At 28.7% G+C, this 7,459-nt stretch carries 5 protein-coding genes; all 5 read right to left on the reverse strand.

Annotation, left to right across the window (positions count from 1 at the left end; genetic code table 4):
• Position 1: 1 nt before the first annotated feature.
• The gene (locus C4B24_RS03795; RefSeq protein ID WP_131599446.1) at positions 2 to 2,527 is read right to left on the reverse strand and encodes a vitamin B12-dependent ribonucleotide reductase; all 2,526 of its coding nucleotides are present in this window, start codon (positions 2,525 to 2,527) and stop codon (positions 2 to 4) included.
• A gap of 231 nt (positions 2,528 to 2,758) precedes the next feature.
• The gene (locus C4B24_RS03800) at positions 2,759 to 4,078 is read right to left on the reverse strand and encodes a hypothetical protein (RefSeq protein ID WP_131599447.1); all 1,320 of its coding nucleotides are present in this window, start codon (positions 4,076 to 4,078) and stop codon (positions 2,759 to 2,761) included.
• 1 nt (position 4,079) lies between these two features.
• The gene (locus C4B24_RS03805; RefSeq protein ID WP_131599448.1) at positions 4,080 to 5,087 is read right to left on the reverse strand and encodes a hypothetical protein; all 1,008 of its coding nucleotides are present in this window, start codon (positions 5,085 to 5,087) and stop codon (positions 4,080 to 4,082) included.
• 998 nt (positions 5,088 to 6,085) lie between these two features.
• A complete protein-coding gene (locus C4B24_RS03810) occupies positions 6,086 to 6,988 on the reverse strand; it encodes a Vmc-like lipoprotein signal peptide domain-containing protein (RefSeq protein WP_131599449.1) in 903 nt (300 codons plus the stop codon).
• Positions 6,989 to 7,039: 51 nt separating this feature from the next.
• The coding region (locus C4B24_RS04970; RefSeq protein WP_168388349.1) for a hypothetical protein at positions 7,040 to 7,459 on the reverse strand (420 nt) is incomplete at its 5' end.

Consider the following 7,459-nt stretch of genomic DNA (forward strand, 5'->3'; position numbering starts at 1 on the left):
TTTAAAGTCCACACTTAAGTTGTGCACCACAGTTGGTACATGAATTACACCCACCAAGATCTTCAACTGTACCTTCTTTACATACAGGACAAGTATCCCCAGGTTTAGTACCAATATTTTTTTCAAATTTAATTCCAGGTACGTTTGAATGTTTTTCTCTAATTTCTTCAACAGCTTTTTTAGATGTTTCAGTTTGTAGCACTTTCACTTCTTCTACTACTTGTGTTTTTGTTTCTTCATCATTTGTTAATGAAAGAACTTGTGAGTCACGTGAACCATCAACATATACTGTTCCACCTTTTGCACCTTTTTCATATAATCTTGTATAGATTTTTTCAACTTGTTTAACTGAATAACCTTTTGGAGCATTAACAGTTTTAGAAATTGAAGAATCAACCCAACGTTGAATTATTGCTTGAACATCAGCATGAGCCTCAGGAGATAATTCCATAGCTGAAACAAACATTTCCGGTAACGGTTTGTCATCTGGATGATTAAATACAGCTTTTCATTCAGCAACAATATTTTGGTCAACCTCCATAAATTTACCCAATCTTCCTGAACGGAAATATTTAAATGCGAAGTAAGGTTCTAAACCAGTTGAAACACCCATCATTGTTCCTGTTGATCCAGTAGGAGCAATTGTTAACATGTGTGAATTACGTATTCCACCAGATTTTCTAATTTGTTCTCTAACATCCTCGGGAAGTTTTTTAACAAATCCAGTATTCATTAATTTCTCAACGTCTTTTAAGAATGGGAATACACCTTTTTCTTCCGCAAGTTTTGCAGAAGTGATATATGCAACTCTTGCAATTCTTTCAAATAGCTTGTCAACTAATGCATTACCTTCTTTTGAACCATATGTTTTACCTGCTCAAATAAGCATGTCATGTAATCCCATAACACCCATTCCAACACGTCTTTCTCCTTTAGCTTGCTTTTCATTAGCTTTAAGGAAATATGGAGTTTCATCAATAACATTATCTTGCATTCTCGCCATAGTGGAAACTGTTTTATCAAGTTTTTCTCAAAGAATTTCACCTTTTTTATCATGTGTAATAAAGTTTGAAAGGTTTATTGCAGCTAGATTACATACTGAGTAAGGTGCCAATGGTTGCTCACCACAAGGATTAGTACAAACAACTTTTTGATCATATGAAGTTGCATTTGTCATTTTGTTTGCAACATCAAGGAAGAATACACCAGGTTCAGCTGAATAAGTGGCACAGAAATTTATAAGATCTCAAAGTTCTCTAGCTTTTATAGTGTTATAAACCTTAACTGGATAACCTTGTCTTTCTCATTCATTAACGTCACCAATTTCATGTCAATGTAAATCATAAAATTCCTTTTGTTCTTTTGTTAAATTTTCAAGATCTGGGAATCTCAATTCGTAATCAGCATTAGCTTTAACAGCTTTCATAAAATCATCTGAGATAGCAACTGAAATATTTGCACCTGTTAAGAATTCAGGTCAAACAACTTCATATTCACCACCAACATTTAATTTAGCTTTTGCTTTTTTAACAATTGTTTCTTCCATTGAAGATTCATTATTAACAACAGCTTCTAGAATTTGTTTTCTTTCTGATGAAAGTGGTCTAAATTTTAATTTGTTAGCAGCTAGTTGTTTAATAATTGGATTTTTAAAATTCTCTTGTATAAATTTAAGAATTGAAGGTTTTTGCATTTTAGAAATAATAAACTCTAATATATCAGGGTGTCATGAACCAAGCATGATCATTTGTGCACCACGTCTTGAACCACCTTGTTGCACTAAGTCTGTTAATGATGCTAAATCATTTAATCATGAAACCGCACCTGAAGACTTACCACCAACCGAAATAGCAACAGCATCTTTTGGTCTCAAAGTAGATCCATTTGTTCCTACTCCACCACCACGAGACATAATTTCCATTACCTCTTTACGATGATCAGCAATACCTTCTCTTGAATCATGTGGCATTGGCATTACATAACAATTAAAGTAAGTAACTTTTGACTTAGAACCTGCTCCATATAAAACACGCCCAGCAGGAACAATGTTACCTTCATTAATTTCTTTAGAAAATTTTTGCCCTCACGCTTGATCTTGTTCGCTTTTAGCCAAAGCTGAACCAACACGTTTAGCAATTTGTTCATAGAAAATTTCTAACGGTTTATTAATTGAATCCATCGAAATTGAAATAATACCATCTTTTGTTGGGTTTAAATTAGCGTCTATTTGTGCTCTATATTCTTCTTCTATTTGTATTGATACCATTTTTTCTTTGGAATCTATTGAAGTAACAAATCCTGTTCCAAGTGTAGGAAATTTAGGGTCAGGTTTAATTTTAGCGATAACTAAATCCCCTATAGTTAGTGTTTCTAGTTTTAAATCCTTTTGTGAATATCTATCTATCATTACCATTCTAGAAACTGATTCACGTGTATTGTTCATTGTTTCATCAATTGGGTAAATATTTGGAAATTTACTCCTTATTTGGTCATTTAATTGGTCTATATGTTTTTTTGTATATCTCATCTTTGTCTCCTTATTTTGGCTTCTTATACATTGCTTTTTTAAAAGTGTGCATATTAATTTTAACCTTATTTTAAAAAGTTGTGTTGATGATTTTGAGAAATAAAAATAACATTTATTTTTGTGAATTTTCTTATTTTTATGCTCAAACAGAAAAAATGCAAAATGCTTAGTTATTTCAATAAAAAATGAAAATTAAAAAATATAATTTCGCCATAAATTATCATTATTTTATTATTTTTTAAGAAAATTATTGCTTTTATTTTTTATTTTGAAATAGATGTTGGGAGACCAAATTAATATTAAAATTAATGCTATTCCTCCTATTGAAGCAACTATTGGTATTCAAATATCGTTTGAATCATTATTTTCATTATTATTAAAAATATTTTTGTAATATTTACCAGAATGTGATACTGATCCTTTACCAGTAAATTTTGTTCAGTATCCATTATATGAAATTTCAATTATGTCTTTTGACTTAATGATTAGGTTGGACCCAATTGAAGAAGTTTTACCATTTAAGAAAATAAAGGGTGAAGAATCAAAATCAGCATTAGTACCAATAGCACCATTTGAATCATTTGGAGAAATTTGCTTATTATCCTTAGTTAAAAAAGCTTGTCTTAAGAATAATCCTAAGTTATTAGAACTTTTAATAAATGAAATATAAAATTTTGAATTAGAAATATAATCCTTCAGAGCTTTACCTTTTGATTTTTTAGCATAATATGTTCAATGTTTATTTCCAGAAACTATAACGATTGCTGAATCATCATAGTTAAGTTTAGAATAGATATCATTGTAGTCATGAGTTGTAATCAATCTTTTATCCCTATTAGAATTAGGATCTAACATTTGATTTTTTATATCATGATTTCCTCTTCACTCAGTAAATTTATTATTAAATACAAATAACAAAACAATACCAGCTATTGATGCTAGTGCTAACGATATACTTATAGCAAAAGAAAATATTCTATATTTTAATGGCTTAAATTCAAAAATATCGTCATCATGTCAAAATTTCTTAGAATAAACTTTAAAAACCTTGGCCAAACTCGGACCAAAAATAATTGCCATAATCATAGAAACAAATGCTTCTATTAAATTTATTGGTATTGCGGTTATTAAATTAAGATAAGCAAAATGTTTTCCAAAAAGTGCTAAATCAGATAAGAAATACCAACCACCTAAACTGACTCCACCCAAAAAACATATAAAAGCAAAAAATGAACGATTTCTAGATAACTTCCTTAATGAAAAGGAAGCAAATATATCGATCATAAATATTGGCCAATAGGCAATTCATCAACTACCAAATCCATATAATGCTAAAACCAAAAAGTTAAATGCAGTTACTAATAATACCAAGTCTAATAATGGTAAAAACAATGCCAAAAATATAAAGGCAAAGGTGATTACTTCAACTCCTGGTACAAAAGCGAATATAAATTTAAATACAACCAATAATGCTAAAAGCATACCCATTATTGCAACTCTTGTTGGTGTTAATTTATTCCCCAAAACTTTTTTCTTAAAAGTAGAAATCATATTAATGTTTTCCGATTACCAAGTAAGTACCAGCTTTTTTAGAATTAATCTTGTCTCATTGTTCTTTTCCACCTATACTTAATTCCGCATCTCAAGGTATTGATTTACCATTTGGTGTAATTGCACCAATTTTTGCACCATTGATTTTCATGTCTTTTGAAAAACTAACCTTTATAGCATTAGGACCTAAAACCTCAAAATTAATTGAACCTTTATTAGTTAGCATTGGATAAAACCAATTAGTTTTTTTTACTTCAGAAATTATCTTATCAACATCATCTTTTGACATAATTTTGCTTATTTCTTTAATTGCATTTTTATAATTATTCTGATTAGATTCATTTAATTTAGCCCCACTTACATAAGAGTTATTTGTGCCTTTATTTTTTGAACCCACAAAAGGTATTAAATTAAAACTTCCTCACTCAGATGCCTTGAAACCTCTTTCTTTATTGAACTGTTTTAGAGCACCATTTTGTAAAATTGTACTGTCTTGAAACATAACTTGTTTTTTGAATCCTTCCAAACTTCTACCATCATTATTATTTGAGTTAAAAAAGAATATTAAAGAATCATTTGAATCCATTTGAATAACTGGCATATTAACATAAGATGATTTTTGAATTCTTCTTGGTAAAATTGCGGATCCTTTTATAAATTTAAATTCACTTTCTTTTTCCATTTTTGAAAAATAAGTTGGATAAATCTTCGAAATGTCTTGAACTTGACCTGTATAGTAAGCGTCTGCTAAAACTGTTACATCATCCTTAACTTCAACATATTCACCATCTTTTAACTTTCTATCTGCTTCCAAAAAATCTTTAAGAGTAATTTTGGATTTTATTGGGATTGGAGTAAAAGAATTATTATCATCAAGTTTTTTGAAAAAATCTGACTGCTCCTTTACATCTTTAGTTTTAGAACCGCAAGATGCTAAGACTATTGTTGGAAATGAAATAACCCCCATTAGTATTACGCCTGCAGATAATTGTCTCATTTTTTTATTCATAATTTCTCCTTTTAATTTTCTTTATTAATAAATATATACTACACATCTGTTTTGTGAGCTCCAATATAATATTAGAGTACCTTTGTTTCTAGTTTTAATAGCGAAACTTCAAAAAGGATTTTGTTATATACTTCCTCAACAACCTAATTAAATCATTTATTTTATTTAATTTTGGTGAGTGAGTTATTGAAGTATCCTCAAACACAACTTTTTCTTTAAAACCATATAAACTACTCTAATCTTTATATTTTTATTAAATATATAATTAAGGAGTCGCTTTGATCCATTTTAATTATGGGTTAATTCTCTGAAAAGGGTTTCATCCCTTAATTTATAGTCGAAAATATATTTTACACTTATTTTTATAATTCTCTTTTATGTTTAAAAAAGCACAACACTTTTAAGTGTTGGCGAAATTATTGGTTATGAACAATAAGAGATCGTCAACCTTATCCTTAGTAAAGTTCAATAGTAGTTTTAAATAAGTTTTCCGGCTTTACGGTTGCTAGGACAGCTGAATCTCTTCATTCCTTATACATTTAAAATTTATATTCAGTTATTGATTTGTGCTTATTAATTATGGCATCTTTTAAAAAATAGTTATGTTATTTATATTTAACATTGCTTTATTTTTAATATTATATCGATTATTAAATTTAGTTTTCTATTAAATAAACGGTTTTAGAGGTTAGGAAATAAGGGAATGACCCCTATTTAAATAAAATTGGCTTTTATTATTTATCAAATAATTTGTTTCAAAGTTTAACAGAAATATATATACTTTGTATAGAATTGCCAAATATTTTTTAGCAATAGTTGGTCTTTTTTCATGACCGTGCTTTGTTTTATCTACTTTAATTTTTTGATCTATTTTCAAAAATGATATCTAAATTCATATCAAGAGCATTCAAATCAATAACAGCCGTTCCATGTTCTTCAGTTAAATAAGTCATATTAATTTCTAAAATTAAAGATCGTTATCTTTATAAAGAAAATAATTAGTTAGAGGTATTGTGACTATTAACTCAATTTTCATAATTAGGATGTTTATTATTATAATCCATTTCACGCAAATCAGCTTCATCTAAAGTGATAGGAGTACTAAATCCAAATAATTCTTCTCATAATTTCTTGCTTATCCAAGTACCTGTTGAATGATATCTCTTACCATTAATCTCATGTGCAATTGGCGGGGCAGTCTCCTCTTTAATTTCAACACCCACATCTTTTATTTGATAAATATTCATAAATTGAGTTTGAGAAAGATTAACTACAGCTATGCTTTTAGCACTTTTAACCTTTAAAACAAGATCCGTTAATTCTTTACCAGCTATAATAGCAGGGTTATTAGTTTTTCAAGTTTCCATATATGTAACATCCAATGAGTCCATTGCGTTTATAAAGTATTCCTTAGCCATTCTTTTACCTAGCTTTGTGTTAGCTATATTCAACATTATTCCTGAGCTACCATATGTTTTCCTACCGTCTCAATCATCTATTTCATGTTTTTTTCTATCAACCTTTATTTTTGACATTTCAGACCAAAAATAATCACCCAATTTATCTAAATTATCACCAATTCAATTTAAATCAAGATAAATAACCTTGTGAAATTTTGTTAAGTCAACACTAGAAATTTCGCTTACTAAAGTGTCAACAAATTTATGATTAAGAACCTTTTCTTTTTCTTGTTGTATGTTTGTTTTTTCTTCAATTGAATTCATAAAATTAAATCCATGGTTTTGCATCGCTTTCATATCAATAACCTTACTTAAGTCGCTTTTTTTAGTTAAAGTGACTTTCTTATATTCTTCATTTCCACATGAAGCAACAGTAGCAACTGGAATCGCTATTGTTGCAAGGGCTGCAAGTGAACCTATTGTAATTTTTTTAATTTTCATTTTTTTCTACTTTTTAAATTTAGACATTTGATATTAAGAGATTTAATTTTATTATTTACCAAATAATTCAATTCAAAGTTCGTCTGAAATATATGTGCCTTGTGTGTGTTCGCGACTTATTTCTTTAGCAATGGTTGGATTAGTTGCTTCTTTTGTGTTCATACTTGCATAGTAGAAATTTTTACTGTTAGATATATATTTTCTACCATTTTCTGAAATATTAATAACTTTAATACTATCTGTTTTTCCAATATTCTTCACAAGTTCTACAAGTTGTGGGCCTGCAACACTTTTTAAATCTTGCCCAGAAAGTTCAATTGGTAAAGATACACCCATTATTCTGTCATTTTCTAAATGATATTGACTAAACATCTTTTTACCAAAAGAAGTTTTAGAAATATTAATAATTATTCCTGAACTACCAATGGTTGGTCTATAAGAATTACCATGTTTTGTTTTATCTACTTTGAT

It is taken from the genome of Mycoplasma marinum (assembly GCF_004335975.1).
GTDB classification, from domain to species: Bacteria; Bacillota_I; Bacilli_A; order Mycoplasmatales; family Metamycoplasmataceae; genus Mycoplasma_K; species Mycoplasma_K marinum.